24 protein-coding genes are annotated in these 23,580 nt (G+C 71.3%); 12 read left to right on the top strand and 12 right to left on the bottom strand.

Features of this window, described 5'->3' with window-relative positions:
* Nucleotides 1-54: 54 nt before the first annotated feature.
* The 3 genes from ACIBI9_RS42355 to ACIBI9_RS42345 all read right to left on the bottom strand — a co-directional run bounded on the left by ACIBI9_RS42355 (nucleotide 55) and on the right by ACIBI9_RS42345 (nucleotide 3,268).
* Nucleotides 55-918 carry a DMT family transporter gene (locus tag ACIBI9_RS42355; RefSeq protein WP_397231192.1) on the bottom strand — a complete coding sequence of 288 codons (864 nt, stop codon included), beginning with the start codon at nucleotides 916-918 and terminating at the stop codon, nucleotides 55-57.
* Between the two features lie 381 nt (nucleotides 919-1,299).
* Nucleotides 1,300-2,115 carry an SAM-dependent methyltransferase gene (locus tag ACIBI9_RS42350; protein ID WP_397231190.1) on the bottom strand — a complete coding sequence of 272 codons (816 nt, stop codon included), beginning with the start codon at nucleotides 2,113-2,115 and terminating at the stop codon, nucleotides 1,300-1,302.
* A gap of 67 nt (nucleotides 2,116-2,182) precedes the next feature.
* Entirely contained in the window at nucleotides 2,183-3,268 is a 1,086-nt protein-coding gene (locus ACIBI9_RS42345; protein ID WP_397231188.1) for an acyltransferase family protein, read from the bottom strand.
* A 150-nt stretch (nucleotides 3,269-3,418) separates the two neighbouring features.
* On the opposite strand from ACIBI9_RS42345, the gene ACIBI9_RS42340 reads away from it, so the two are divergent.
* Nucleotides 3,419-3,760: a PRC-barrel domain containing protein gene (locus ACIBI9_RS42340; RefSeq protein WP_394504184.1), complete on the top strand. Its 342-nt coding sequence runs from the start codon at nucleotides 3,419-3,421 to the stop codon at nucleotides 3,758-3,760.
* Between the two features lie 81 nt (nucleotides 3,761-3,841).
* On the opposite strand, the gene ACIBI9_RS42335 is transcribed toward ACIBI9_RS42340, so the two are convergent.
* Nucleotides 3,842-4,438: a nucleotidyltransferase gene (locus tag ACIBI9_RS42335; protein ID WP_397231186.1), complete on the bottom strand. Its 597-nt coding sequence runs from the start codon at nucleotides 4,436-4,438 to the stop codon at nucleotides 3,842-3,844.
* Nucleotides 4,439-4,551: 113 nt separating this feature from the next.
* Between ACIBI9_RS42335 and ACIBI9_RS42330 the strand changes: the two genes are divergently transcribed.
* Both ACIBI9_RS42330 and ACIBI9_RS42325 read left to right on the top strand, forming a co-directional pair.
* Nucleotides 4,552-4,701 (top strand): GPGG-motif small membrane protein, encoded by a 150-nt coding sequence (locus ACIBI9_RS42330; RefSeq protein ID WP_165959640.1) that lies wholly within the window; start codon nucleotides 4,552-4,554, stop codon nucleotides 4,699-4,701.
* A gap of 30 nt (nucleotides 4,702-4,731) precedes the next feature.
* Complete coding sequence (locus ACIBI9_RS42325) at nucleotides 4,732-6,513, top strand: PP2C family protein-serine/threonine phosphatase (protein ID WP_397231184.1); 1,782 nt, start codon at nucleotides 4,732-4,734, stop codon at nucleotides 6,511-6,513.
* Here ACIBI9_RS42325 and ACIBI9_RS42320 read toward each other — a convergent pair.
* From ACIBI9_RS42320 to ACIBI9_RS42310, 3 genes are read right to left on the bottom strand one after another with little or no spacing between them, the layout of a single operon-like run.
* Entirely contained in the window at nucleotides 6,510-7,241 is a 732-nt protein-coding gene (locus ACIBI9_RS42320; protein WP_397231182.1) for a metallophosphoesterase, read from the bottom strand. The genes ACIBI9_RS42325 and ACIBI9_RS42320 overlap by 4 nt on opposite strands.
* Nucleotides 7,234-7,482, bottom strand: coding sequence for a BON domain-containing protein (locus tag ACIBI9_RS42315; RefSeq protein ID WP_394504181.1), 249 nt, complete (start codon nucleotides 7,480-7,482; stop codon nucleotides 7,234-7,236). Before ACIBI9_RS42315 ends, ACIBI9_RS42320 begins: the two co-directional genes overlap by 8 nt.
* A 45-nt stretch (nucleotides 7,483-7,527) precedes the next feature.
* A complete protein-coding gene (locus ACIBI9_RS42310) occupies nucleotides 7,528-8,523 on the bottom strand; it encodes a DNA topoisomerase IB (RefSeq protein WP_397231180.1) in 996 nt (331 codons plus the stop codon).
* A gap of 54 nt (nucleotides 8,524-8,577) precedes the next feature.
* On the opposite strand from ACIBI9_RS42310, the gene ACIBI9_RS42305 reads away from it, so the two are divergent.
* The 3 genes from ACIBI9_RS42305 (at nucleotide 8,578) to ACIBI9_RS42295 (ending at nucleotide 11,784) form a co-directional block, all read left to right on the top strand.
* Nucleotides 8,578-8,853, top strand: a complete 276-nt coding sequence (locus ACIBI9_RS42305; RefSeq protein WP_397231178.1) for a hypothetical protein — start codon at nucleotides 8,578-8,580, stop codon at nucleotides 8,851-8,853.
* Nucleotides 8,854-8,860: 7 nt separating this feature from the next.
* A complete protein-coding gene (locus tag ACIBI9_RS42300) occupies nucleotides 8,861-9,868 on the top strand; it encodes an SDR family oxidoreductase (protein ID WP_397231176.1) in 1,008 nt (335 codons plus the stop codon).
* Between the two features lie 86 nt (nucleotides 9,869-9,954).
* Entirely contained in the window at nucleotides 9,955-11,784 is a 1,830-nt protein-coding gene (locus ACIBI9_RS42295) for a transketolase (protein WP_397231174.1), read from the top strand.
* A 101-nt stretch (nucleotides 11,785-11,885) separates the two neighbouring features.
* Here the strand turns inward: ACIBI9_RS42295 and ACIBI9_RS42290 are convergent, their stop codons facing one another.
* Both ACIBI9_RS42290 and ACIBI9_RS42285 read right to left on the bottom strand, forming a co-directional pair.
* Nucleotides 11,886-12,365 (bottom strand): ChaB family protein, encoded by a 480-nt coding sequence (locus ACIBI9_RS42290; RefSeq protein ID WP_397231172.1) that lies wholly within the window; start codon nucleotides 12,363-12,365, stop codon nucleotides 11,886-11,888.
* Nucleotides 12,366-12,378: 13 nt separating this feature from the next.
* Nucleotides 12,379-12,660, bottom strand: coding sequence for a hypothetical protein (locus tag ACIBI9_RS42285; RefSeq protein WP_192787484.1), 282 nt, complete (start codon nucleotides 12,658-12,660; stop codon nucleotides 12,379-12,381).
* A gap of 38 nt (nucleotides 12,661-12,698) precedes the next feature.
* Here ACIBI9_RS42285 and ACIBI9_RS42280 point away from each other — a divergent pair, with 38 nt between their 5' ends.
* The 3 genes from ACIBI9_RS42280 (at nucleotide 12,699) to ACIBI9_RS42270 (ending at nucleotide 17,180) form a co-directional block, all read left to right on the top strand.
* On the top strand, nucleotides 12,699-13,208 hold the full coding sequence (locus ACIBI9_RS42280) for a shikimate kinase (protein WP_397231170.1): 510 nt from the start codon (nucleotides 12,699-12,701) through the stop codon (nucleotides 13,206-13,208).
* 12 nt (nucleotides 13,209-13,220) lie between these two features.
* Nucleotides 13,221-13,775 carry a GNAT family N-acetyltransferase gene (locus tag ACIBI9_RS42275; protein ID WP_394504169.1) on the top strand — a complete coding sequence of 185 codons (555 nt, stop codon included), beginning with the start codon at nucleotides 13,221-13,223 and terminating at the stop codon, nucleotides 13,773-13,775.
* Nucleotides 13,776-13,880: 105 nt separating this feature from the next.
* Nucleotides 13,881-17,180, top strand: a complete 3,300-nt coding sequence (locus ACIBI9_RS42270; RefSeq protein WP_397231168.1) for a protein kinase — start codon at nucleotides 13,881-13,883, stop codon at nucleotides 17,178-17,180.
* Nucleotides 17,181-17,182: 2 nt separating this feature from the next.
* Here ACIBI9_RS42270 and ACIBI9_RS42265 read toward each other — a convergent pair whose 3' ends face one another.
* Genes ACIBI9_RS42265 through ACIBI9_RS42255 form a run of 3 tightly spaced genes read right to left on the bottom strand, consistent with a single transcriptional unit; the run spans nucleotide 17,183 to nucleotide 21,081 of the window.
* Nucleotides 17,183-18,952, bottom strand: coding sequence for a serine/threonine-protein kinase (locus ACIBI9_RS42265; protein WP_397231166.1), 1,770 nt, complete (start codon nucleotides 18,950-18,952; stop codon nucleotides 17,183-17,185).
* A 58-nt stretch (nucleotides 18,953-19,010) separates the two neighbouring features.
* Nucleotides 19,011-20,012 carry a hydroxyacid dehydrogenase gene (locus ACIBI9_RS42260; protein WP_397231164.1) on the bottom strand — a complete coding sequence of 334 codons (1,002 nt, stop codon included), beginning with the start codon at nucleotides 20,010-20,012 and terminating at the stop codon, nucleotides 19,011-19,013.
* Between the two features lie 34 nt (nucleotides 20,013-20,046).
* A complete protein-coding gene (locus tag ACIBI9_RS42255) occupies nucleotides 20,047-21,081 on the bottom strand; it encodes a LacI family DNA-binding transcriptional regulator (RefSeq protein ID WP_397231162.1) in 1,035 nt (344 codons plus the stop codon).
* A gap of 100 nt (nucleotides 21,082-21,181) precedes the next feature.
* Between ACIBI9_RS42255 and ACIBI9_RS42250 the strand changes: the two genes are divergently transcribed.
* From ACIBI9_RS42250 to ACIBI9_RS42240, 3 genes are all read left to right on the top strand, one after another.
* The gene (locus ACIBI9_RS42250) at nucleotides 21,182-22,288 is read left to right on the top strand and encodes a winged helix DNA-binding domain-containing protein (protein ID WP_397231161.1); all 1,107 of its coding nucleotides are present in this window, start codon (nucleotides 21,182-21,184) and stop codon (nucleotides 22,286-22,288) included.
* A 9-nt stretch (nucleotides 22,289-22,297) separates the two neighbouring features.
* Entirely contained in the window at nucleotides 22,298-23,254 is a 957-nt protein-coding gene (locus ACIBI9_RS42245) for a sugar kinase (RefSeq protein WP_397231160.1), read from the top strand.
* Nucleotides 23,255-23,321: 67 nt separating this feature from the next.
* A complete protein-coding gene (locus ACIBI9_RS42240; RefSeq protein WP_185067965.1) occupies nucleotides 23,322-23,579 on the top strand; it encodes a DUF1876 domain-containing protein in 258 nt (85 codons plus the stop codon).
* The last annotated feature ends 1 nt before the right edge of the window (nucleotide 23,580 follow it).

Here is a 23,580-nt window from a genome sequence, read left to right as displayed (position 1 = left end):
TACCGGACATTAGCTCATCCGGGACGCTGCACCGCCACATCGCTCATGTCCGAGTCACCCGGATTCAGCCCGTACGGCGAGAACTGTGACGGCGGCCAGCAACAGCGCGCACCCCGACCAGGCAAGAGGTGTGAGCCGCTCCCCGAACAGCACCACGCCGAGCAGCGCCGCACCCACGGCCTCGCCGAGCGAGATGATCGACACCGTGGTGGCGCGCAGCGCGGTCAGGGCGCGGAAGAACAGGCCGTACGCGAGCGCGGTCGGCACCGCGCCCAGGTAGAGCAGCAGCGCCACCGACGACAGGCTCACGTTCGGCACGACCCCTTCCACCAGCGCGAACGGCGCCAGGCACGCCGCCCCGACCACGAACCCGCCGATCGCCACGCCCTGCGGGTCGTCCTCGCCGTGCCTCCGGGAGAGGACCGTGACCCCGGCGTACCCGGCGGCCGAGAGCAGGGCGAGGCCGATGCCCGCGATGGAGGACGTGCGGGACTGCAGCGCGGTCTCCCCGGTGAGGAGGACAAGCCCGATCAGGGCGGTGGCGAGGGCGGTGAGCGCGACGCGGCCGAGTGGCTCGCGGAGGAGGAAGCGGCTGCCCAGGGCGGTGAAGACGGGGGTGGCGCCCATCGTCACCACGGTCGCGATCGCCACGCCGGAGTGGGCGATCCCGGCGAAGTACGCGGTCTGGTAGACGGCCATTCCGGCACCGATCAGCAGGATCCGCCCGTTGATCACGACGGGGCGGCGGGTGAGCACCAGGAGGAAGGCAGCGCCGAGGAGGTAGCGCCAGAGGGAGACGCCGACGGCGCCGAGGCCGCCGGACTCGAAGAGCAGCGAACCGGCGGCGCCGCCCGTGCCCCAGGCGGTCGCGGCCACGGACACGTAAAGGGCGCCCCGCCGGGCGGAGACATGGGTCATGACAGGAGTGCTCCGGATGGAGTGGTTGGAATGGGCCCGGTATGCGGGCAGCAACCACCCCCGGATCGGTCAGACCCGGAATCTCAGGGAATGCCGCCCGCTAGAGGGCGGGCGGCGGGGAGCAGATCAGACGTCGGTGCACTCGCTCACCTTAGCGCGCGCGAAAGCGCCGTACTTCGGCTGATGTCCCTTTGAGGGGAAAGGGGCGGCCGTACTTCGGCCGGTGTGCCTTTGACGGGACGCCGTGCGGGCGGGCGGGGCCGGACGGGGGGCCAACGAGGGGCGGATGGGCGGGGTGGGCGAAGGCCGGGGGCGGGTGGAGGCCGGGGGTGAGCGGAGGCCCGGGGGTGAGCGGAGGCCGGGGGCGGGGGTGGGTGGGGGTTAGGGTTTGCGGGCTACGCCGCCCAGGAGGAGTTGTTCCCAGGGGGCCAGCGGGCCGGGGAGGCGCTCGTCCGGGTGCCATTCGGGGAAGTGCACCACCCCGGGCTCCACCAGCACCAGCCCGTCGAAGTACGCGGCGATGGAGTCCCGGTCGCGGAAGTACCCGGTGCCCATGGTGACGTGGAGCATGGCCTCCAGCGCCTGGGCCTTGGGGTTGGCCGAGGCCATCATGTTGGAGGCGGCGAGGTAGCTGCCCTTCGGCAGCGCGGACATGTAGCGCCGGACCAGCCCGTGCGGGTCGTCCTGGTCGGACAGCAGGTGCAGCAGGCCGATGATCATGATCGCCGTGGGCTGGGCCGGGTCGATGAGGCGGCGCAGCGAGGGGTGGCCGAGGACGGCGTCCACGTCGCGGACGTCGGCGGTGATGGCGTCGGCGTACGGGTTGCCGTTCAGGATGGCGCGGGCGTGCGGCTCGACCATGGGGTCGTTGTCGACGTACACCACCCTGGCCCTGGGGTCGGCGAACTGGGCCACCTCATGCGTGTTCTCCACCGTGGGCAGCCCGGCGCCCAGGTCGATGATCTGCCTGATCCCGGCCTCGCGGATGAGGAAGTCCACGACTCTGCCGACGAAGGCGCGGTTGCACCAGACGAGGTCCACCACCTCGGGCACCGTGTCCTTCAGCTTGCGGGCCACCGAGCGGTCGGCGGCGTAGTTCTCCATGCCGCCGAGCAGCGCGTCGTGTACGCGGGCCACGCTGGGCCGCGTCGGGTCGACCCCAGGAGGAGCCCACTCGTACTCTCCGCTGAGACTCAACCCCGCCCCCTTTGCGTGCTTTGACCGGGATCGTAGTCGCACTTGGCGGCTTAACGGGAAGAACGCGTCAGATTGTCGGACGCCCCGCGACGAGCACACCCAGTGACGGAACGGCCGGCCGGCCGGACAGCAGGCGCTTGAACGCGGGCGCCAGCGGACGCTCCACGAACCTGTGCACCAGGTACGCGGCCCCGCACATGACCACGACGAGCGCGGCCAGCAGCACGTACTTGTCCACCGCGTCCCCCACCCGGTTGAACAGGATGAACCCGATGTGCGCGTGCAACACGTAGAGCGGGTACGTGAGCGCGCCGGCCGTCACCAGCCACGGCCTGGCCAGCAGGCGGGTGGCCCGCAACGCCACGAGCGTCATGATCAGGAAGACGAGCACGACCACGGCGGTGATCACCGTGTGTGAGTACGACACCGCGTACCGCGAGCCGACGGCGTCGGCGTACCCGATGGCCCGGTAGACCGCGTTGCCCAGGCAGATCGGCACCAGCAGCGCGATCTGGAGGTTCAGCCCGAACTTGTAGAGCATGAACAGGGCCATCCCCGCGATGAAGTAGTGGGAGAACTCCGACTGCACGATCAGGTCGGCGAACCCGGGCAGCAACCCCGTCTCCACCGCGAACGTCAGCCCCAGCCAGCCCCACAGCCCCGCCATGACCCGGCCGCGCGTCATCCCGATCCAGGTGAGAGCCAGGATGAGGAAGTAGAACCGCATCTCGGCCCAGAGCGTCCAGTAGACGACGTCCACGTTCGCGATGTCCGGCACCGCCTGGAACATCGTCAGGTTCGCCAGCACCTGCGGCAGCGTCACCTGGAACAGCCCCTGCCCCAGCGTCACGGTGACCACGGCGGTGACCGCGATGCCCACCCAGTACGCGGGGTAGAGCCGCACGGCCCGCGACACCAGGAACGAGCGCGGGCTCCTGCCCCACGCGCTCATCAGCACCACGAACCCGCTGATCAGGAAGAAGAGGTCCACGCCCAGGTAGCCGTACTTGGACCAGGAGCTCTCGGCGGCGAAGGCCACCGGGCTCGTGCCGCCGGCCCAGCCGGAGAACGTGTAGTGGAAGAGCACGACGCAGAGCGCCGCCAGCAGCCGGAGGCCGTCGATCTCGTACAGCCGGTCTGAGCTGGTTCGCATGGGTTCCACCCCCTCCTGTCATGGAGAGGGTGCGCCCGGCCGCTTGCCGCTCGCCTGCATGCAAGTGCTTTGCAAGACGTTTACGCGGCCGCCCCCGGGTAGCAGAAGGCGTGCCCGAGCAAGACGGAAGAAGAGAGGGAGAGAGCCCACATGGAGCTCTGGAACTATCGAGCTGACGTCTACGACCGCGGCCAACCCCTGGATCTCGTTGGCTACCACGTCCAGGCGACCGATGGGAAGATCGGGTCCGTCGACGAGGCGACGTACGAGGTCGGCGAGAGCTACATCATCGTCGACACCGGCCCTTGGATCTTCGGTAAGAAGGTCATGCTCCCGGCGCAGGTCGTCACGAGCATCGACCCTCAGGAGCGCAACGTGTACGTGGCGCGCACCAAGGCCGAGATCAAGGACGCGCCCGAGTTCGACGAGGGCACGTTCAAGGAACCCGAGTACCGGACGCGGCTAGGCGACTACTACGGCCGGTTCGCGTAACTTCCGTGCCGCAACAGAAGGGCCGCGCCCCTAGGGGGCGCGGCCCTTCGCCGCGTATCACGACCACTTCGGCTCGCTGTATCACGGCCACTTCGGGTCGCCCTTCGGCTCGATCGGGCCCTTCAGCACGTCCAGCCGCTCCAGGAGCGTGATGAACGTCATCGCGTACGGCGAGTCCTGGAGGACGGCGGCCACGCGCGGCCAGTCGACCTGCTCGCGCAGCGCGCGCACCTGGGCCAGCAGCGACCCGTAGTCGCAGGCGTGCTCCGACAGCGGCAGCAGCCACGAGATGACCAGGTCGGTGGCCTCCAGCACGGGCACGATCACGGCGGACGCCTTGAGCGGCTCGGCCCGGTCCAGCAGTGCGTCGGTGATCGGCTGGTCGGACACCCGGAAGATCAGGTCCACCAGCCGTCCCTCGTCGTACGCCTTGACCAGCCAGTCCTCCGGCGGCTTGGCCGTCTGGAAGCCGATCCCACGCAGCGCCTCCAGCGCGGTCGGCACGTCGTGCTCCGTCAGCATGAAGTCGACGTCGTGCAGTGACGGAGCGGCGCCTCTCGCATACGCCGCGCATCCGCCGGCCAGCGCGAATTTCACCCCGGCATCCTTCAGCCCTGAGCTGGCACGCTTGAGCGTGTCGAGGATGGCATCGGTGACAGCGTGGCCGTGGCTCGTCATGTTTTCGGGCTACCCAAACGATCGTCAACTAGGCGTTGGATGCCGGGGTCTCTTGCCCATTAATGAGGGAAAAAACATGTTATGCAAACCCCCCTTAGGGCAGAGGCAGACCCATGGCTACTTTGCTTTGGATCATCGCGGTAATACTCGTCATCTCCGGGATCTACGTGATCCTGGCCAGGCGCGACCTCCTCTGGGGGATCGTGCTCATCGTCCTCGGATTCCTGGTCGGACCTGGCGGAGTCAGCATCTTCAACGTGTAAGTTCCGCGCTCCCGAGGGCATGGGGAGCGTGTGAACAAATATCCGCCGTTCCGCCGCTTCGAAACCGGCGCGGCATCGGCGAGAGTACGTGAACAACTGGCGCGGCTGCGACACCACCGGCGCTCCGAAGCCATACTCGACGAGGCCACGGCCCGGCTGGCGACCGAGCTCAACATCCGCCCGGGAGAGGCCGCCGAGCAGCTCGCCAGAATGGCGCATCACAGCGGCCTCGACCTGATCGAGGTCGCCAAGGGCATCGAACGCCCACCGGAGGAACCGGCACAGGCGCTCGAAGTGCCCGCCTGGGTACGCGGGATGCTGGAGGCCGTCCACGCCTCGGCCCTCTACCTCACCCCCGTCAAAGACTCACTGGGCCGTGTGGTCGACTTCCGCATCCTGGCGGCCAACCGGCACGCCAGGACCGTGTCCGGGCGCCCCGCCGGCGAGCTGGCCGGATGCCGGCTCCTGGCGGTCACCCCGGGCGTGGCCAGCTCGGGGCTGCTCGACGACTACATCGCCGTGTACGAGACCGGCGTGTCGGCGCACCGCGAGCCGCTCGAATACGTCGAGGTGCTGGACTACCTGCTCTGGCCGGCCACGCTGAGCGTGCGCGCCTCGCGCGTGGACGACGGGCTGCTGGTGAGCTGGCGGACGCTCGACGACGAGGAGCTGCTGGTCTCCGGCTGGGAACGCGCCCAGCGCCTGGCCGAGCTGGGCTGGGGCGAGTGGAACCTGGCGGCCGAGCGCACGCTCTGGACCCCCGCGATGTACGAGATGTTCGGCCGCGACCGCGACGACGGGCCGATGTCCCTCGAAGAGCTTCCCGGCATCGTCGTGCCCGAGGACCTGCCGATCGTCGAGGACATGATGCACTCCCTGCTGGAGTTCAGGGAGGCGGTGGAGACCGAGTTCAGGATCCAGCACCGGCACGGGGTGCGGCATCTCAGCGTGTTCAGCGAGCCGATCCTCGACACCGACGGCCTGCCGGTCAAGGTGCGCTGCCTGGCCCAGGACGTGACCAAGAACCGCCGCAGGGAGCGGGCTCTGGCCGTGGCGCACGAGCAGGCCCACTGGCAGCGCCAACGGGCCGAGGAAGAGCACCGGATCACCATCCAGCTGCAGAACACGATCATGCCGATGCGCCGCGGCCTCATCCACCTGCCCGGCCTGACCGTCGGCGTACGCTACCTGCCCGGCGAGGAGCTCGCCCGGCTCGGCGGCGACTGGTTCAAGGCCAACCTCATCCCCGACGGCCGGGTGCTGCTGGCGATCGGCGACGCCATGGGCCACGGGCTGACCGCGGCCAGCATCATGCTCCAGATGCGCTCGGGCCTGGGCGGGCTGGCCTACACGGGGGCGGACGCGGGCCGGCTCACCACCTGGCTGAACGATCTCACCGTGCACGCGAACCAGGCCGTCACGGTGACGGGCACGACGATCGTCGGCCACTTCGACCCGAAGGAGCGCACCTACGCCTGGACGAACGCCGGCCACCCCGCTCCCGTGCTGGTCAGGAGCGGCAGAGCCGCGCTGGTCGAGGGGACCTCGGGGACGATGCTGGGGGCGTTCGACGCCACCGAGTACGGCCTGACCACCACGCAGCTGGACCCCGGCGACGTCCTCCTGCTCTACACCGACGGGATCGTCGAGCGGCGCGGGCAGGACCTGGACGCCGGCATGGAAGCTCTGGTCCAGGCCGCGCACCTGTGCGCCGGGGACGACCCCGAGGAGCTGATCAGCTGTCTGCTCAAGCGGCTGGGCGGGGAGAACGCCGAGGACGACATCTGCCTCCTGGCCGCGAAGGTCCTCTAGAACCCGGTCTCGCAATCGAGGCAGTAGACGGCGTAGGCCCGGCCCAGCACCGGCAGCGCCACGTTACGGACCCTGATGCCGCCCGGCGTCATGCCCTTCTCGCTGCCCTTGTGCGCGTGGCCGTGCAGGATCAGGTCGGCGCCTGCCGTGTCGACCGCCTCCGCCAGCAGGTAGCTGCCCAGGAACGGGTAGATCTCGTGCGGCTCCCCCTCCAGCGTCTCCTTGATCGGGGAGTAGTGCGACAGCACCACGCGCTTCTCGGCCACGATCTCCTTCAGCGCGACCTTCCAGGACTCGGCGATGTAGCGGGTGTGGGCGACGAAGTTCTTGATCTCCCGCTCGCCGAACTCGCTGGCGCACTTGCCCGCGAACCCGCCGCCGAACCCCTTCCCGCCGACCACGCCCAGCTTCCTGTCGCCGCACTGGACGACGGCGCCGTCGTCGTCGAGCACGACGACGCCCGCGTCACGCAGCTCGCCGGCGATCTCGTACTGCAGGTCGGAGTGGTAGTCGTGGTTGCCGAGCACCGCCACGGCGGGGATCGGCAGGCCGCGCAGCTCGTCGGCCACGACCCGCCCCTCCTCGAGGGTGCCGTGCCTGGTCAGGTCCCCGGCCAGCATGAGCACGTCCGCGCGTTCCTCGATGCCCACCAGTCTTTTGCGGTACTGGCCTCTGTCGTCCTCCCCCAGGTGGATGTCTCCGACGGCCGCGATACGCAGGTCAGTCAAGACGCTCATCCTCCCCCGGCTCACTGGCCTCCACGACCTTGATCTCGTTGTGCAGGTGGAGCTCGGGCGCGGCCTCGTGCGCCACCTGGCCGAGCCGCTCGCGCTGTCCTGTCCCGCTGACCTCACCGCGCAGGAACAACTGGTCGCCTCGTATGTCGACGCGGATTCCCAGCTCGTGCGTGCGCCCGTCCTCGGCCAGCGCCTGCTGGACGCGGGCCGCGACGTACTGCGGAGCTTCCATCGCTCGCCTCCTTCTTCTGTCGCCGCATGCCCCCGGATTAACACCTCAAACGGCACGAATAAGGTCAATAACCGCCTGTTCCACCGGGCCCACCGTGGCCAGTTGCCCGAAGTCGGCGTCCGACCCCAGCTCGGTCAGCGCGGCCGCGATGGTCCTGTCCTGGTCGTACGCCTCGACCACCCGCGGATCCACGTACGACGCCCTGGCCACCGTGGGCGTGTTGCCCAGATATTCGGCGACCTCCCGCATGACCCGGGCCACCGCACGTTTCTTCTGGCCGGCCGGCTTGGAGACCGCCAGGCCCACTGCGGCGAGGACGGTGGCGTGCCAGGTCCGGAAGTCCTTGGCGGTGACCTCGTACCCGATGATCTCGCGCAGGTAGTCGTTGATGTCATCGCTCCTGATGTAGCCCCAACCGCCCTCGCGCCGCCGGTAGCGCAGCAGCCCGCCCTCCACGCCGAGCGCCTTGAGCGCCCTGAGCACCTTGCAGACCCCGGGATCGGCCACCTCGACCTCGCGGGCGATGTCCCCCTTGGCCTGGTAGGAGCAGGTGATCATGCCGTTGGCGCAGGTGAGGTGCTCCATCTTGAGCGTGGCCAGCCCGAAGGTGTCGTAGTTCTCGCCGCCGATGCGGAAGAAGCCGACGTCGAGCAGGCGGGCCGCGGCGGCCAGCACCCGCTTCCTGGTCAGGCCGCGGCCGTCGAGCTGGCCGTCCACGGCCTTCCTGAACTCGGGCAGCCGCTCGGCCACCTCCAGCACGCGGTCGAACTTGGCCTGGTCCTGCTGCTCGCGCCACAGGTCGTGGTAGCGGTACTGCCTGCGGCCGGCCGCGTCCGTGCCCACGGCCTGCAGGTGGCCGTAGGGGGACGTGCAGATCCACACGTCGGTCCAGGCCGGGGGGATGGCCAGCGCCTTGATGCGGGCCAGCGTGGCCTGGTCGCGCACCGCACGCCCGTCAGGCCCCTGATAGCCGAACCCGCGCCCGCGACGCCTCCGTACGATCCCCGGCTCGCTCTGATCACTGGGACGCAGCTTGGGCACGGACGGCGGCTACCCCGGACGTTAAGGGCCAAACAGAACGGGCAGGTGGGCGGCATGTCTGATTACAGGGACATGCCTGACAACGGAAAGTGGCACGAGGAGCGGGACACCAAGGGGCATCCCATGGTGCCCGCGACGCCCCGCGACGTGGCGCACATCAGGATCGGGTCGTTCTTGCTGGTGTTCATGTTCGCGTTCGCGGTGCTCGGGATCATCGTCGGGGCGCCCGTCATGACGGGCATCGCGCTCGTGGTGGGCCTGATCACGGTGGTCGACATCACCCTGGCCGTGCGACGCCAGAAGCTGCGACAGGACGGAGAGGCGGGCTGATCACGACATGACACCACTTGAAGGGCGCGTAGTGGTGGTGACGGGTGCCAGTGGCGGGGTCGGGCGAGCGGTCGTCCGGCAGCTCGGGCACCAGGGTGCGAAGGTGGCGCTCATCGCCCGGGGCACGACCGGGCTGGGCGCCGCCGCCGTGGACGTGGGTGTGGAAGGAGGCACCGGCCAGGTATTCGAGGCCGACATGGCCGACTACGACCAGGTGAGGAGGGCGGCCGAGCGCATAGAGGCGGAGATGGGGCCCATTTCCGTCTGGATCAACACCGCCTTCTCCTCCGTCTTCGCCAGATTCACTGACATCTCCCCAGATGAGTACGCCCGCACCACCGCGGTGACGTACCTGGGCTACGTCTGGGGCACGAAGGTGGCCCTGGACCTCATGCGCCCGCGCAACGCGGGCGTGATCGTCCAGACCGGCTCGGCGCTTTCGCAGCGCGGCATCCCGCTGCAGTCGGCGTACTGCGGCGCCAAGCACGCGGTCAAGGGGTTCACGGAGTCGGTCCGCACGGAGCTGCTGGCCGACCGCAGCGGCATCGACATCACCATGGTGCAACTGCCCGCGCTCAACACCCCCCAGTTCGACTGGGTGCTGTCCAAGCTGCGGCGCCACCCGCAGCCGGTCCCCCCGATCTACCAGCCGGAGGTGGCCGCCAGGGCCATCGTGTACGCGGCCGAGCACCCGGAGCGCAAGGAGTACTGGGTGGGCGCCAGCACGGTCGCCACCCTCCTGGCCCAGCGCGTGGCACCGGCGCTGGTGGACCGCTACCTGGCCAGGACCGGCGCCCGGTCCCAGCAGACGGACGAGAAGCCCGCCGACGGCGTCGCCAACCTGTGGGAGCCGGCGGACGAGGACGTGGACTACGGCGCCCACGGCTCGTTCGACGCGCGTTCCCACGCCCACAGCCCCCAGCTCTGGCTGTCGCAGCGCCGCGGTCCGGTCCTCCTCGCGCTGGCCGGAGGCGCGGCCGCCGCGTGGGCCGCCCTGCGCCTGCGCGGGCGATGAGTCGAACCCCGTCCCCGTCCCCCTGACCGACCTGACTTAAGCGGGCCTGGAGGGGTAGGCGGCGAGAAACCGCTTCCGAGGAGGCCATGATGCCTGAGCGCGATCTTCAGTACCTGACCGAGCTGGCCGCGCAGCTGCGGGTCGACTCCGTGCGGGCGGCCGCGGAGGCCGGGTCCGGCCATCCGACCTCGTCGATGTCGGCGGCCGATCTGATGGCCGTGCTCTTCGCGTGTCACCTGCACTACGACTTCGAGAACCCGGACAACCCCGCCAACGACCACTTGATCTTCTCGAAGGGACACGCGTCCCCCCTGCTCTATGCGCTCTTCAAGGCGGCGGGGGTCGTCGACGACAAGGAGCTCCTGACGTTCCGCCGGCGGGGCAGCCGGTTGGAGGGGCATCCGACTCCGCGTCTGCCGTGGGTGGACGTGGCCACCGGGTCCCTCGGCCAGGGGTTGCCGGTCGGGGTCGGCGTGGCCATGGCCGGGCGGCTGGAGCGGATGCCGTACCGGGTGTGGGTGCTCTGCGGGGACAGCGAGCTCGCCGAGGGGTCCATCTGGGAGGCGGCCGAGCACGCGGGCTGCGAGGGGCTGGCCAACCTGACCGCGATCGTGGACGTGAACCGCCTCGGCCAGCGCGGGCCCACCCGGCACGGATGGGACACGGGGGCCTACGCGCGCAGGTTCGGGGCGTTCGGGTGGCACACGATCGAGATCGACGGGCACGATCCCGGACAGATCGACTACGCGCTCAGCGACGCCCGCAACACGCGCCGGCGGCCGACGGTGATCCTGGCCAAGACGCGCAAGGGCGAGGGGGCCCTGGAGGTCGAGAACCGCGAAGGCGCCCATGGCAAGCCGCTCAAGGAGCCGGACAGGGCCGTCGAGGAGCTGGGCGGCCGGCGGGATCTGCGGGTCGAGGTGCACAAGCCCGAGGCCCCGGCGGCGCCGTACCGGTTCGAGACCAGGCCGATGAGCCTGCCCGCGTACGAGGTGGGCGACAAGGCGGCCACGCGGACGGCGTTCGGGGAGGCGCTGGCGGCGCTCGGCGCGGCGCGCGGGGACGTCGTCGCGCTGGACGGCGAGGTGGCGGACTCGACGAAGACGGAGGCGTTCGGGAAGGAGTTCCCCGAGCGGTTCTTCGAGATGTACATCGCCGAGCAGCAGCTCGTGGCCGCCGCCGTCGGCCTGCAGGTGCGCGGGTGGAAGCCGTACGCGGCCACGTTCGCGGCGTTCCTGACCAGGGCGTACGACTTCATCAGGATGGCCGGCGTGAGCAGGGCGTCGATCCGGCTCGTGGGGTCGCACGCGGGGGTGGCGATCGGCGAGGACGGGCCCTCCCAGATGGGCCTGGAGGACCTGGCGATGCTGCGGGCCGTCCACGGCAGCACCGTGCTCTACCCGTGCGACGCCAACCAGGCGGCGGCGCTGACGGCCGAGCTGGCGGATGTCGAAGGCGTGTCCTACCTGCGCACCACGCGGGGGGAGACGCCGGTCATCTACCCGCCGGACGAGCGGTTCCCCGTGGGCGGGTCGCGGGTGCTGCGGCACTCGCCCGACGACCGCGCCACGGTCGTGACCGCGGGCGTGACCGTGCACGAGGCGCTGGCCGCGGCCGACGAATTGCGGGAGGCCGGGATCCCGGTGGGGGTGATCGACCTGTACTCGGTCAAGCCGGTCGACACGGCCGTGCTGGTCGAGGCGGCCACCACCACGGGCAACCTGATCACGGTGGAGGACCACCGGCTGGAGGGCGGGCTCGGCGACGCGGTGATGGACGCGGTGAGCGAGCTGGGGCCGCGGGTGGTGAAGCTGGCCGTGACGGGCCTGCCCGGGTCCGCGACGCCCGAGGAGCAACTGGCCGACGCCGGCATCGACCGCCACGCGATCGCCGAGGCGGTCAAGCGGCTCCTGTGACGGATCTGCCGGACATGAGTGCCGGACATGAGTGAGGGCCGACGGGCACCATGCCCCCGGCCCTCCCTTTTGGCGCGGACCCCTGAGCGGGACGCCTCCCGTCAGCGGGTCCGGGCCTTCGCCGTCAGTTTCCTGTTCGCCTTCTTGATGGCGTTCACCAGCTCCTGCTTGGTCATCTTCGACCGGCCGCGCACGTCCAGCTTGGCGGCCAGCTTCTGCAGGTGCTCCTTGGTGGCGTTGGCGTTGACGCCCTCGGCCGTCTTGGCGGCCGTCCTGGTGGTCCGCGTCATCGCGGCCTTGGCGGTCCGGGTCACCGCGGCCTTCCCGGCCCGGGCCATCTCGGTGGCCTTCCCCGGCCGGGTCATCGCCGCCCTCTCGTCGGAAGGTCCCTTCTTCGGCTTCGGCTCCCAGTGGTCGCCTACCTTCTCGAAAGAGTGCTTCAGCGCGGCGAAGGCGGTCATGTGGGCGCGCCGGCCCTCGCCGTACTCCTTAACGGCGTTGTCGTGCGCCTTGATCCACGTGTTCTGTGCCTTCTTCGGCGAACGTTTGATGGTCGACGGCAGCTCTTCAACAGCTGGCATGTCGATGCACCTCCTACAGCGGTGGTTCGTCGTAGCGGCGGCGCTCCTCGTACACGGTGGTCCTGCGGGCCTCAGGCTCCTCGTAGACCTCGTGACGGTGAACCGGCTCGTCGATGGGTCCGACCGCCCTGCGGGTGACGCTGATCCTGTAGATGCCGAACAGGAGTCCGACCAGGCCGCCGAGCATGAGGATGACCCCCACTACGTTGATGTCGAGACCGGCGAGGTCGAACTCGACGGCCCAGGTGAGGATCGCGCCGAGCATGATGAGGATGATGCTTCCGGCGATGGTCATCAGATTTACCTCCTTGACACGAAGGAACCTCTATCCACATGTCGAAAAACAAACCAGTCGTACTGGTCGGGCTTATGGGCTCGGGCAAGTCGAGCGCCGGCCGGTTGATCGCGCAGGCGCTCGGGCTGCCGTTCAGCGACAGCGACCCGTTCCTCAAGGAGCGCTACGGCGGCACCGCCGCGCAGATCGCCGAGCGCGAGGGCGCGGACGCCCTGCACCGCTACGAGGCCGACCACGTGCTGCACCAGTTGGCCGGCGAGCCGGAGGTCATCGCGGCGGCGGCCAGCACGGTCGAGTTCCCCGAGGTGCGCGAGGCGCTGGCCAAGGCGTTCGTGGTCTGGGTGGACGCCTCCGACGAGGTGCTGGCGCAGCGGATGAAGTCGAGCAGCCACCGCCCCGACTTCGGCCCCGCCGCCATGCGTGCCCGCCGCGAACCGTTCTTCCGGGAGGTCGCGGACCTGAGGTGCGACGTCGGCGTGCTGACCCCCGAACAGGTACGGGACGCCACGCTGCGGGAAATGGGTTTGCCCGAGGGCGATCGGCACTGATAGCCAAAGGGGATGTTCGCCGAGAAGCCCACCCTGACGGGTGACCGCGTGACCCTGTGCCCGGTCGGCCCCGAGCATGTCGACGGCCTCTTCGAGCTGGTCTCCGACCCCGAGGTGGGCCGCCTGACGGGCTCGCACGGCGAGATCGACCGCGAAGCCGCCCGCCAGTGGTACGCCACCAGGAAGGACCACGCCGACCGGCTCGACCTGGCTATCACGGCCGCCGGCGAATACGTCGGCGAGATCGTGCTCAACGAGCTCGACCCGCACAACCTCGCCTGCAACCTCCGCATTGCGCTCATCGGCGAGCGCGCCTTCGGCAAGGGTTACGGCACCGAGGCCATCGAGCTGGTCCTCGACCACGCCTTCGCCACGACGCCGCTGCACCGCATCAGGCTGGGCGTCTACGCCTTCAACGAGCGGGCGCGGCACGTGTACAAGAAGGTCGGCTTCGTCGAGGAGGGCGTCGAACGCGACGCCCTGCTGTGGGACGGCGAGTGGCACGACGCGGTGCTCATGTCGGTGCTCCGGCACGAATGGCCGGCAAGATCCGGAAGCCTGGCATAATGATCATGACGCATGGGTCCCCCGAGGCGCGCGGGGGACCTGTGGCGTCTTTGGGACAACCATTGGGCAGTGGCGTGCATCTAAGCATCAGTGACGATGCGCTTGGTGCCCGGTGACCCCGAGAGGCTTGGCGGCTTTTGGCTGGCGGCCAGACTCGGCGCGGGCGGGCGCGGCGTGGTTTACGACGCCTACGACGACGAGGGGCGCCGCTTCGCGGTGACGGTGCCGCGTGGCGAGGTCGGTCGCCGGTTCGAGCGGGTCACCTGCCCCCATCTGGCGGAGGTGGTCGCCGTCGGCGACGACGAGGGCGTGCCGTACGTGGTGAGCGAATACGTGGACGGGCCTGACCTGCGGCGCGCGGTCGAGCTGCACGGGCCGTACGCGGGCGACGAGCTGGTCGCGCTGGCCGGAGCGCTGGCGTCCGCGCTGAGCGCGCTGCACGAGGCGGGTCTGACGCACCGGGGGCTCAATCCGGAGAGCGTGCTGCTGGCCGCCGACGGGCCCAAGGTGATCGAGCTGGGGGTGCCGGCCGGCGGCACCTACACGTACACGGCACCCGAGGTGCTGACCGGGCGGGACTCGGGGGCGGCGGCCGACGTGTTCGCGTGGGGCGCCGTGGTGCTGTTCGCGGCCACCGGGGACGACCCGTTCAGCGGGACGAGCCTGGGCGGGGTCATGCACCGGCTGCTGACCGTCGACCCCGACCTCGGCGCGCTGCCGGAGCCGCTGCGCGAGCTGGTCGGGCGCGCCCTGGCCAAGGATCCCTCCGACCGGCCCGCCGCGCGGGAGCTGCGTATCGAGAGCCGGGCCGCCGTGCGGCCGCCCGAGGGGCACGCGGGTCCGCGCTCGCTGGGCGAGGTGGCCGAGGAGGCGTACCTCGCGCTCACGCCGCGGCAGCAGGCGGAGGTGCCGGGGCTGCTGCTGCGCCTGCTCGACGGCGACAGCCCGCACGACGAGGGCGACGTGCTCGGCCCGCTCATGGAGGCGGGTCTCCTGGTACGGCGCAGCGTGCGCGTGGCGCCGACCGAGACGCCCGTGGGTAAGCTCGTCGCGGTCAGCGACCAGCGGGTGGCCCCCGCCAGCGCGGCCCTCTACCGGGCCTGGCCCCGGCTGCGCGCGTGGGTCGAGGACGAGCGCGAGAGCATGCAGGTGCACCGGGAGATCCGCGACGCCGCCAGGAACTGGTCGGAGCACCGGCGCGGCAGAAGCCACCTCTTCCGCGGCCAGGCGCTCGACACGGCGCTCGCCTGGGCCGCGACCAAGCGCCGTCATCTGCGCCTCAACCAGCTCGAACGCGACTTCGTCAACGACAGCGTCGCCCTGTCCAAGCAGCGCAGGAGGCTGCTCGCGCCCGCGCTGGCGGCGCTGGGCGCCGTGCTGGCCATCGCCGTGACGCTGTCCGTGGTGTCCGTGCACGGGCAGAACCAGCTGCGCGGGCAGCTCGTCGAGGCCAACGCGCGGGCCGTGGCCGCCAGGGCGGAGGCGCTGCGGTCCTCCGATCCGCGTACGGCGATGCGGCTGAGCGTGGCGGCCTGGAAGCTGTCGCCGGTGTTCGAGGCGCGGGCGGCATTGCAGGCCTCGCTGGTGCAGCCGGAGCTGGGGGTGTTCACCGACCCCGCCGCCGACCTGCGGGCCCGCTACCTGCTGCGCGGCGACCAACTGGTCAAATGGGGCACCGGTACGGTCGCCGTCTGGGACCTGGCCGGCGGGCGGCGGCTCGCCTCGTACCCGCTGCCGCCGGGGAGCGTGCTGAGCGACGACGGGAGGTTCGCGGAGGGAGCCGACGGCCGGCCGTTCGAGGTGGCCACGGGGCGCGCGCCCTTAGAGCCGGTCACCTACGCGATCGGCCAGGGCAACAGGACCAGGGTCTACCGGGGCGGGCGGCTGCTGTTCGACGTCGCCGACCGCCAGGTGGCACTCTCCGCCGACGGGACCAGGGCCGCCTTCTCCAGCCTGAGCGGGCGGGTCGAGCTGTGGGAGCTGGAAGGGCGGACCAGGACCGGCACCGTCTCGGTCCAGCCGCCCACCGGCGCGGACGCGGCGGCGCCCGCCCTGGCGTTCAGCCCCGACGGGGCGACGCTGGCGGTGGCCGGGCGCGACGGCATCACGCTCGTGGCGGCCAGGCCTCCGAGCCCCGTCGCCCCCAAGCGGGCGACCACGCCGAACCCCGCGGCGTCCGGAACACCCGAGATGTTCCGGGCGGACGGGCGCACTGCCCGAGAGTCGGTGCGCGCCGTCGAGGTGGTCGGAGCCGATTCCCTGGGGCACACCTCGGCCGACCCGCCCGCCTTCAGCCCCGACGGACGCCTGCTCGCCCTGCCCGGTGACGGCGAGGTCCGGGTCTGGAACGTCGCCGAACGCCGCCTCGCGGGCGCCTACCCCCTCAGGAACCCCGAGCGCGGCCTGGCCTTCTCCACCGACGGCCACTCGCTGCGCTACCTGAGCGGCACCGGCTCCGTCGTCTCGCTCGACGTCTCGGGGCTGCCCGTGCCGTCCGAGGACGCCCCCTCCGCCGCCTTCTCCGGCAACGGCCGGGTCGCCGCCAAGGAGGTCGGCGACTCCATCGAGCTCACCGACACCGTGGAGCGAAAGCGGCTCGGCCGCATCGCCGCCGCCGGCGACCTGGCCTTCGACGCCGACGGCCGGCTGCTCGCCGTCGCGGGCGACCCGGTGACCGTGTGGGAGGTGACCAGCAGCCGCCGGGTCGCCGCCATCGACGCGGGCGGCGACGTGCTCGCCGTGGCCCTCTCCCCCGCCGGTGACACGCTGGCCACCGCGCGCGGCAGGACCCTGGAGACGTGGGACGTGCGCAAGGGGCGGCGCATCAAGGCGTACGAGGGCGCGGGCGACCTGGCGATGGCCTTCAGCCCCGACGGCTCGACGCTGGCCGCCGGCGCCAAGCTCCTCGACCTGCGCACCGGCGCGATCACCCCGCTGGACCTCGACCGGTCCGCCGACGCCGGCGAGGACCCGCCCGCGCCGACCGCGCTCGCCTTCTCCCCCGACGGGCGCACGCTGGCGTTCGGGCTGGAGGGCGGGCACGTGCTCCTCTGGGACCTACGCAAGGGGAAGCCGCGGGGCACCATCCAGACGGGGACGGCCCCGGTGGACGAGCTCCGCTTCTCCCCCGGCGGCGACCTGCTGGCCATCGACGCCGCCCGCACCTCGCTCTGGGACGCGAGCACGATGCGGGAGGTCGGCCAGGCAGGCTCGTGGGCCGCCGGACCGGCCTTCACCCAGGACGGCAAGCGGCTGCGGGGCGTCGGGCTCGACGGCACCGTACGCGAGAGCCCGGTCGATCCCTCGCTGGCGGCACAGGAGGTGTGCACCAAGGCGGGCGGGTCGCTGAGCAGGGCGGAGTGGACCCGGCTGATCCCGGAGAGCGGATATCAGAAGATCTGCTGACGCTAGTCGCTCGGGTAGGTCCTGACCACCTTGCCCTGGAGGTTGGCGACCAGGTAGCCCGAGCCGTAGTCGTCGGACGCGTAGACGAGCAGCACCTGGCGGGGGTTGGTGAACACGTAGTCGGGGTCCACGATCAGGTAACGCGAGGTCGGCTTGGCGACACCAAGGTCCTTGTTCGCCTTCTTCAGCAGGGCGGGGAGAGCGTCCCAGTTGTACTTCTGCAGGTCCACGAAAGGGGTGCCCTTCATCTTCCCGCCGGCGCTCGACTTGGTGATCGCGCCGTCACGGTAGAAGTACGTGTCGTAGAGCGCCTTGTTGTCCTTGACCGGCGCCTCGATCGAGGCGTACGTGGGGTACACCGTCATCCTGACGACCTTGGTGCCGCCGAGCTCGGTCTTGATCTTGGCGATCAGTGCCCGCATTCCCGAAGGGGTGTGCAGGTTGCCGGGCGTGGCAGGCGTGTCAGGCGTGGTAGGCGTGCTGGCGCTCGGGTACTCGGGATCGGTGACCTCCTCCGAGGTGGACTGCACCGACGGGTCGGTCTTCGTGGTGCTCCTCGACAGGGAGGGGAGCACCTGCCACACCAGCACGCCCGCCACCGTGACCGCGACGGCCGACGTCACGATGCCCACGGTGCGGCCGCCGCCGCGGCGGCGCGAGTGCACGGTGGTCGCCTTCGGGATGGGCGCCGGACCCCACGGGGGCTGCTGCGGCGCGTGCCCGTACCCGGGCGGCATGGTGTGCCCGGAGTGCCCGGCAACGGGCGGTCCTGTGTGACCGGCCATGGGCGGCACCGTGTGGGCGGCGTGCGGCCCGGGCGTCGCGGGCCCCGTCGCGTGACCCATCGCGGGGCCCGGGCCCATCGCGGGACCCATCGCGGGGCCCTGGGCGTGCGGGCCGGGCATCGGTGGGGCGGGCGCGGCGGGCATCGGGGGCGGCGGCGCGCCGGGGTCGGCCGCCGAGGCCAGCATGCGGTCGAGGGTCTCGGCGTCGGGGCGGGCCGCCGGCTCGCGCCTGAGCAACGCGCTCAGCACGGGGGCGAGCGCCCCGGCGCGCTCCGGCGGCGGCACTTCCTGGTTGAGCACGGCGGCCAGGGTCGCCAGCGTTGTGCTCCTGCGCAGCGGGTGGCGCCCCTCCACCGCCACGTACAGCATCATGCCGAGCGACCAGAAGTCGGAGGCCGGGTCGCCCTCGACGCCGTTGATGCGCTCGGGCGCCATGTACTCGGGCGAGCCGATGAACGACCCGGTGGCCGTCAGGCTCGTGGACTCGCGTACCGCCGCGATGCCGAAGTCGGTGAGCACCGACCGGCCGTCCTCGCGTAACAGGACGTTGGCGGGCTTGACGTCGCGGTGCTGGATGCCGACGGCGTGCGCGGCGCGCAGCGCGGACAGGACCTCCCGGCCCAGGCGCGCCACCTCCTGCGGCGCCATGGGCCCGCGCTGGATGCGGTCCTGGAGCGAGCCGCCCGTGACCAGCTCCATGACGATCCACGGGTAGCCCTGCTCGCCTGGGTCGACGATGTGGTGGATGGTGGCCACGTGCGGGTGGTTCAGCCGGGCCAGGGCGCGGGCCTCGCGCAGCACCCTGGCACGCAGCTCGCGGGCGCCCGCCGGGTCGTGCTCGTCCATGGAGGGGTCGGGCGGGCGTACTTCCTTGAGCGCGACCTCGCGGTGCAGGGCCACGTCCCAGGCCCGCCACACCAGGCCCATGCCCCCGCCACCGAGCCGCTCCGTGAGCTCGAAGCGGCCGTCGATCACCCGTTTGTGCATGCAGAGCAGCGTAGGGCCGACCCGCTGCCCGCGCCATCGGACCCCGGCAGTACGGGCATTACGCGCTTGTCGCCAGCGACTCCGCTTCGACGCCGTACCGGAAGGGCAGGCCCTGGGCGTACCTGGACAGCTCGTCGAGCGCCTGGTGGGCGAGGCGGGACAGCTCGCCGCCGAGCGAACCGGCGATGTGCGGGGTGAGCAGGACGTTCGGGAGGTCGAAGAGCGGCGAGTCGGCGGGCAGCGGGTCGGGCTCGGTCACGTCGATCACCGCGTACAGCCGCCCGCCGGCCAGCTCGGCGACGAGCGCGTCCTGGTCGACGAGCGCGCCCCTGGCCGTGTTGATCAGCGTGGCGCCGTCGCGCATGCGGGCGAGACGGGCCGCGTCGATGAGGTGCCTGGTCTCCGGGAGCGAGGGCGCGTGCAGGCTGACCACGTCGCTCCGCTCGATCAGCTCGTCCAGCCCGACGTGCGGCACACCCAGATCCTCCGTCAGGTACGGGTCCGCGACGAGCACGTCGAGCTCGAACGGCCGCAGCAGCTCGATCACCCGGCGGCCGATCCTGGAGGCCCCGACGATGCCGACCGTGCGCCGGTAGTTGCCGAACCCGGGGAAGCGGCTGTCCGCGTCGATCCGCGCACGCTGCTCGCGGTAGAGCGCGGCGATGTCGAGCACGCGCTTGTTGGCGAACAGGATCGAGGCCAGCGTGAACTCCGCGACCGGCTCGGCGTTGGCCGCCGCGGCGGAGGACACCACGATGCCGCGCTCCCAGCACGCCTCGGTGACGTGGTGCTTCACGGTGCCCGCGGCGTGCACGATCGCGCGCAGCCTGGGCGCCCCGGCCAGCACGTCCCCGGTGATGGGCGGGCACCACCAGCTCGTGTAGAGCACCTCGGCGCCGGCCAGCGCCTCGGCCACGGCCGGATCGGCGAAGTCCTCGGCCACCAGGTCGGGGTCCACGTCGGCGATGCCGACCAGGCGGTCGCGCACCTCGCCGGTGAGGAGCCGGGCCGCCACCGGTCGCCCCATGGCCAGCAGCGTCTTCGGCCGTGATTCGCTCATATCGCTCTCCCCGCAATCAATACGATCGAATCGATCATAACGAAGGGGGTGCGGACGACTCCCGGGGCCTGAGCTCGGGCAGCAGCGCCACGTGGCGGCCGACCGGGGTGGCGCCCGCGGTCAGGCGGGCGACCAGCAGCTCGACCGCGCAGCGCCCGACCTCCTCCTTGGGCGGCGCCACGGCGGTGAGCGAGGGCGAGGAGAACGCGGCCACCTCGTCGTCGTAGGCGACCAGCGACACCTCACCCGGGATGTCCACGCCCGCCGCGACCAGGTGCCTGACCAGCGTGAGCGCGTCCTCGTCGTTGTGCACGAGCAGGCCTGTCACGCCCCGGTCGCGCACCAGGCGCAGCACGCCCGCCACGAGCTCGTCGGTGCGGTCGCGCTCGATGACAATCTCCGCGGGGGTGTCCAGGCCCAGCGCCGAGGCGCCCGCCAGCAGGCCCGCCCGGATCCCCGGCATGGTCGGGCTGGGGCAGGCGACCAGCGCGAGCCCCCGGTGGCCCAGCTCGGCCAGGTGGCGCACGGCGAGGTAGGCGCCGTGGGCGTGGTCGGAGGCGACCGCGTCGAGCGTGGCGGCCGGGCCCGCCGGCTCGGCCCGGCGCTCCACCAGCACGGCCGGGACGCTCAGCCCGGCCAGCCACTCCACGTGGGAGTCGTCGGGCTGCCTGCTCGGGGTGAGCAGCAGGCCGTCTATGCCGCCCCTGACAAGCTGGCGCACCTGGGCTCGGTCCTCGGCGTCCTCGTAGCGGGAGATGCCGAGCACGAGGCGCGCCCCCGCCCTGGCCGCCTGCTCCTGGGCGCCCTTGATCACGGCCGGGTAGTAGTAGTGCGCGGTCGGGACCAGCATGCCGATGGTCAGCCCGCCGGCCCGCGGGGCCGGGGCCTCGGCGGGCAGTGTGACGCCGCCGTGCACCCTGGTGAGCAGGCCCTGGGCGGCCAGCTGCTCGACGTCCCTGCGCAGGGTGACGGCGGAGACGCCCAGCGCCTCGGCCAGGTCGGCCACCCGGGCCGAGCCGCGGTCGCGGACCTGGCGGAGGATGAGCCTGTGGCGCTGCTCGACGGACATACCATCGATCCTATGCCTTTCGAATTGATCGTTTCGATTTCATTCGATCAATCGCGATTGAGGACTGGAATTGACCTCGTCAGCCCCTACCTTTGACCTCATGGATCCCCTCATCAGCCGCAGGGCGCTCAACCGGGCCACGCTCGACCGCCAGCACCTGCTGCGCCGCACCGACAACTCCGTGGCCGAGGTCGTGGAGCGCCTCGGCGGGCTCCAGGCGCAGACCCCGCACACCTGGTACGCGGGCCTGTGGAACCGGGTGGAGGGCTTCAAACCCGCCGACGCCGCCGACCTGCTGCTCTCGCGCGAGCTCGTACGCATCGCGCTGCAGCGCGGCACGATCCACCTCGTCTCCGCCCGCGACTGCCTGGCCATCCGGCCGCTGCTGCAGCCCGCCATCGGGCGCATGACCAAGTCGACGTTCGGCAAGCGGTTGCAAGGGGTCGACCTGGACGAGTTGGAGGCGGTCGGGCGGGCGCTGCTGGAGGAGCGGCCCATGACGTTCGCCGAGCTGGGCCGGAAACTGGCCGAGCGGTGGCCGTCGAACGATCCGCACGCGCTCGGCCAGGGCGTGCGGTGGCTGGTGCCGCTCGTGCAGGTGCCGCCCCGGGGCCTGTGGGGCAAGAGCGGGCCCATCGCGCACACGAGCGCCGAGTCCTGGCTGGGCTTCGAGGTGCCGCCGATGACTCCGGCCGAGCTGGTGCGGCGCTATCTCGCGGCGTTCGGACCGGCCTCGGTGATGGACGTGCAGACATGGTCGGGGCTGACGCGGCTGGGCGAGGTGGTGGACTCGCTCGACCTGGTCCGCTTCAGGGACGAGTCCGGCCGCACCCTGTACGACCTGCCCGACGCCGTACGGCCCGGCGAGGACACCCCGGCGCCGGTGCGGCTGATGTACGACTTCGACAACCTGTTCCTGTCCTACGCCGACCGCTCCCGGGCCATCGACGACACCGGACTGGCCGCCCTCCAGGGCTTCATGGGCACGAACGTCGTGCCGCGCATCATCCTGGTGGACGGCTTCACCGCCGGGGACTGGACGGTCGCCCGCGCCAAGGGCACCTCCACGCTCACCATCCATCAGTGGACGCGGATCCCGGTGTTGGAGGAGGTCGAGGAGGAGGCGCGGAGGCTACTGGAGTTCCTGGCCCCGGGCGACAAACACGAAATCTCCGTCTCCGACGGGCCTTCCATGCCCGGACACTAGGCTGCAGCCATGCACAAACCGGTGACCGACCTTGTGACCTTCGGCGAGACCATGGCGCTGTTCGCCGCTCGCCGTACCGGGCCGCTGCGCTTCGCCCGCGACTTCGACCTCGGCCTCGGCGGCGCCGAGTCGAACGTCGCCATCGGCGTGGCCCGGCTCGGGCACAGCGTGACGTGGGTCGGCAAGGTCGGCGCCGACGAGTTCGGCGACCTCATCCGCGCCACGCTGGCGGGCGAGGGCGTGGACGTGCGGGCCATCCCCGATCCAGGCGCGCCGACCGGGCTGATGATCAAGGGCAGGCGCACGGCCGACCTCATCGACGTGCGTTACTACCGCAAGGGCAGCGCCGGCTCGCGGCTGAGCGCCGCCGACCTCGACCCCGAGCTCATCAGGTCGGCCAGGGTGCTGCACGTCTCCGCGATCACGCCCGCGCTCTCGGAGTCCGCCCGCGAGGCCGTACGGCACGCCATCGTCGAGGCCCGGGCCGCCGGCGTGCTCGTCTCCCTGGACGTCAACTTCCGCAGGGCGCTCTGGACGCCCGAGGAGGCCGGGGCGTGGCTGCGGGAGACGGTCGGAGACGTGGACGTGCTGTTCGCGACCGAGGCCGAGGGCCGGCTGATCGCCGACGTGGACGGCCCCGACGAGCTGGCCAAGGCGCTGGCGGCGCTCGGTCCGCGGCACGTGCTGGTGAAGTTCGGCGCGAAGGGCGCGATGGAGCTGTCGGAGGGCGTCGTGTGGCGGGCGGAGCCGTACCGGGTGACGGAGGTGGACTCCGTGGGAGCCGGGGACGCGTTCGCGGCCGGCTGGCTGGCGGACTGGCTGGCCGGGGCGGAGCCCGCCGAGCGGCTCAGCACGGCCTGCGCGGCGGGGGCGTTCGCGGTGACCTCCCAGGGCGACTGGGAAAGCCTTCCGCGGCGGGCCGACCTGAGCCTGCTGCGGCGGCCCGCCGACGGCGTGAACAGGTGATCAGGCACCCTGACCTTTACCTTTGGGCTCTAAAGAGAGACCCTCGAAGGTAGGGAGGTGGTCCTCCATGGAGTACAAACAGTGGAACATCCAGATCTGGATCAGTGAGGACGACGAGGACGCCGTGACCACGGCCACGGCGGTGCTGTTCACCGCGGACGGCAAACGTCACGAGAGCGTGGCGCACGCCCGACGCAATCCCACCGACCGGCCGGTGCCCGGGATCGGGGACGAGCTGGCCGCTGGGCGGGCCCTGTCCAACCTGGCCTCGAAGTTGATCGAGGACGGCGCGGACGACGTGGCCCAACTGGCCGGCACGGCATAGT

The sequence above is a fragment of the Nonomuraea sp. NPDC050451 genome, assembly GCF_044458585.1.
The sequence above is the reverse complement of the archived record's forward strand: the minus strand, read 5'-3'. Positions and strand labels throughout refer to the sequence as shown.

Excerpts from the sequence above, each read along its gene's own strand:
- ACIBI9_RS42245 (WP_397231160.1), top strand. The coding sequence starts at position 22,298 with ATGCACAAACCGGTGACCGACCTTGTGACCTTCGGCGAGACCATGGCG.
- ACIBI9_RS42290 (WP_397231172.1), bottom strand. The coding sequence starts at position 12,365 with ATGCCAGCTGTTGAAGAGCTGCCGTCGACCATCAAACGTTCGCCGAAG.
- ACIBI9_RS42355 (WP_397231192.1), bottom strand. The coding sequence starts at position 918 with ATGACCCATGTCTCCGCCCGGCGGGGCGCCCTTTACGTGTCCGTGGCC.
- ACIBI9_RS42285 (WP_192787484.1), bottom strand. The coding sequence starts at position 12,660 with ATGACCATCGCCGGAAGCATCATCCTCATCATGCTCGGCGCGATCCTC.
- ACIBI9_RS42305 (WP_397231178.1), top strand. The coding sequence starts at position 8,578 with ATGTCTGATTACAGGGACATGCCTGACAACGGAAAGTGGCACGAGGAG.
- ACIBI9_RS42335 (WP_397231186.1), bottom strand. The coding sequence starts at position 4,438 with ATGACGAGCCACGGCCACGCTGTCACCGATGCCATCCTCGACACGCTC.
- ACIBI9_RS42300 (WP_397231176.1), top strand. The coding sequence starts at position 8,861 with ATGACACCACTTGAAGGGCGCGTAGTGGTGGTGACGGGTGCCAGTGGC.
- ACIBI9_RS42255 (WP_397231162.1), bottom strand. The coding sequence starts at position 21,081 with ATGTCCGTCGAGCAGCGCCACAGGCTCATCCTCCGCCAGGTCCGCGAC.
- ACIBI9_RS42260 (WP_397231164.1), bottom strand. The coding sequence starts at position 20,012 with ATGAGCGAATCACGGCCGAAGACGCTGCTGGCCATGGGGCGACCGGTG.
- ACIBI9_RS42345 (WP_397231188.1), bottom strand. The coding sequence starts at position 3,268 with ATGCGAACCAGCTCAGACCGGCTGTACGAGATCGACGGCCTCCGGCTG.
- ACIBI9_RS42250 (WP_397231161.1), top strand. The coding sequence starts at position 21,182 with ATGGATCCCCTCATCAGCCGCAGGGCGCTCAACCGGGCCACGCTCGAC.
- ACIBI9_RS42340 (WP_394504184.1), top strand. The coding sequence starts at position 3,419 with ATGGAGCTCTGGAACTATCGAGCTGACGTCTACGACCGCGGCCAACCC.
- ACIBI9_RS42240 (WP_185067965.1), top strand. The coding sequence starts at position 23,322 with ATGGAGTACAAACAGTGGAACATCCAGATCTGGATCAGTGAGGACGAC.
- ACIBI9_RS42330 (WP_165959640.1), top strand. The coding sequence starts at position 4,552 with ATGGCTACTTTGCTTTGGATCATCGCGGTAATACTCGTCATCTCCGGG.
- ACIBI9_RS42315 (WP_394504181.1), bottom strand. The coding sequence starts at position 7,482 with ATGGAAGCTCCGCAGTACGTCGCGGCCCGCGTCCAGCAGGCGCTGGCC.
- ACIBI9_RS42295 (WP_397231174.1), top strand. The coding sequence starts at position 9,955 with ATGATGCCTGAGCGCGATCTTCAGTACCTGACCGAGCTGGCCGCGCAG.
- ACIBI9_RS42280 (WP_397231170.1), top strand. The coding sequence starts at position 12,699 with ATGTCGAAAAACAAACCAGTCGTACTGGTCGGGCTTATGGGCTCGGGC.
- ACIBI9_RS42265 (WP_397231166.1), bottom strand. The coding sequence starts at position 18,952 with ATGCACAAACGGGTGATCGACGGCCGCTTCGAGCTCACGGAGCGGCTC.
- ACIBI9_RS42275 (WP_394504169.1), top strand. The coding sequence starts at position 13,221 with ATGTTCGCCGAGAAGCCCACCCTGACGGGTGACCGCGTGACCCTGTGC.